The sequence below is a fragment of the Cobetia sp. MC34 genome (genome assembly GCF_018340035.1).
In the GTDB taxonomy this organism is placed as follows: domain Bacteria; phylum Pseudomonadota; class Gammaproteobacteria; order Pseudomonadales; family Halomonadaceae; genus Cobetia; species Cobetia amphilecti.
Map to the genome: position 1 here is coordinate 1 of NZ_JADPPY010000084.1, position 1,431 is coordinate 1,431.

Annotated in this window: 1 protein-coding gene and 1 pseudogene; both read left to right on the top strand. The window is 53.0% G+C overall.

The window, feature by feature from the left end; all coding sequences use genetic code 11:
* Positions 1-336 precede the first annotated feature (336 nt).
* Positions 337-642 carry an ArsR/SmtB family transcription factor gene (locus IZU87_RS17220; RefSeq protein ID WP_153635493.1) on the top strand — a complete coding sequence of 102 codons (306 nt, stop codon included), beginning with the start codon at positions 337-339 and terminating at the stop codon, positions 640-642.
* 225 nt (positions 643-867) lie between these two features.
* Positions 868-1,219: pseudogene (locus IZU87_RS17830) on the top strand (transposase); the annotation flags it as partial.
* Positions 1,220-1,431: the final 212 nt, after the last annotated feature.

Consider the following 1,431-nt stretch of genomic DNA (forward strand, 5'->3'; position numbering starts at 1 on the left):
CACGTTGCTGAAGGGGCTGCCACGACTGACCGCGCTGAGTTGATACACGGCGAGACCGCCACAGTACCAAGAATAGAGCGACCGCAGAGGCGGCCGACGATCACGCCTGCGTTGACGGCTGAGACAGGTTTCTGAAAGTTATAAGAAGGCGAAAAAACAGCAGCATTTGGGCATATCTCACCGGGCTTTCACGGCGTAGATGCCGATCCTGATGAGAGAAGTCGCCAGCCAGCCGCTTCAGACCGCTCGTTCCGAGTCCTCATGAATGAGGCGGGATCATCGTTCCCATAGTAGTTTAAATATTATAATATCGAAAGAAATCGTTTTGAGGTTGCTATGAGTATTGATATCCAAGAGGCACTGAAGGCTTTGAACAACCCCGCCCGATTAGCGATCTTGGCCAAGCTCAAAGACCCACGAAAACACTATCCGGAGCAAGAGGTCGACCCTGAAAAGGTTGGGGTTTGTGTGAGCATCATCCAAGAGAGTGCGGGGCTGTCACAGTCGACGATTTCACAGTACTTGGCGGTCTTGCAGCGGGCTAAACTGGTTACATCCCAACGCATCGGACCTTGGACCTATTACAAGCGTCACGAAGGGAATGTTGAAGAGTTGCTGAAGAGCCTGAAAACGTTAATCTGAACATTGGCCGTGCCATTGCTGTGTGCGTGGCGCGGTTTTTTCACGAATCTCTACGACAGCGCGGAAAAGTTATCGTCGAATCTGGTGGATAGCAGTCAGGCCGCATTCCTGCCTGACTGATCAGATACCTGCCCCCGTACTGAGGCTCGACGTTTCGACGACTAGGTTTTGTACGAAAAGTCATTTTTGCTAATGTGACCCATGCACATCCAGCATAGGTGCGGTATGGCAGGACGCTACGAAATTTCTGATAGCCAATGGCAGTTGCTCGAACACATTGTGTCACCGACTCAAGCGATGGGCAGGCCGAGGCAGGACGACAGACAGATGCTGAACGGCATTTTTTGGGGCTCTATGCTCTGGCGCCAAGTGGCGCGACCTTCTCGAACGTTATGGCCCTTGGAGCACTGTCTACGCCAGATTCCGCCAAGGGCGTGATGACGGTATCTTTGAGGAGGTCTTGTCGCGCCTTCAACTTCGGCTTCACGAAGATGGTCTGATGGATCTCGAGACCTGGATGATCGACTCAACAGCCGTTCGTGCAACACGCGCCTCCGCTGGTGGAGGCAAAAGGGGGATCTGAAGAACCTTTAACCCGGCTTATTCATGAGGCCGACCTGAAAACGAAGATAACGGATGGTATTCTCTTGAAAAATCAGTGTTTTACGCAAAGAGTCTGACTCAAGAGTACTACTCGCCATGGGTGAAAGCCTATCCACCTGGACGCCTTCCAGCAACGGCTCCGTCCGTGTCGAGCTGAGCGGCCAGCGAACCACCAGCGACAGCGGC

Coding starts and splice junctions, on each gene's coding strand:
- IZU87_RS17220 (WP_153635493.1), top strand. CDS start 337: ATGAGTATTGATATCCAAGAGGCACTGAAGGCTTTGAACAACCCCGCC.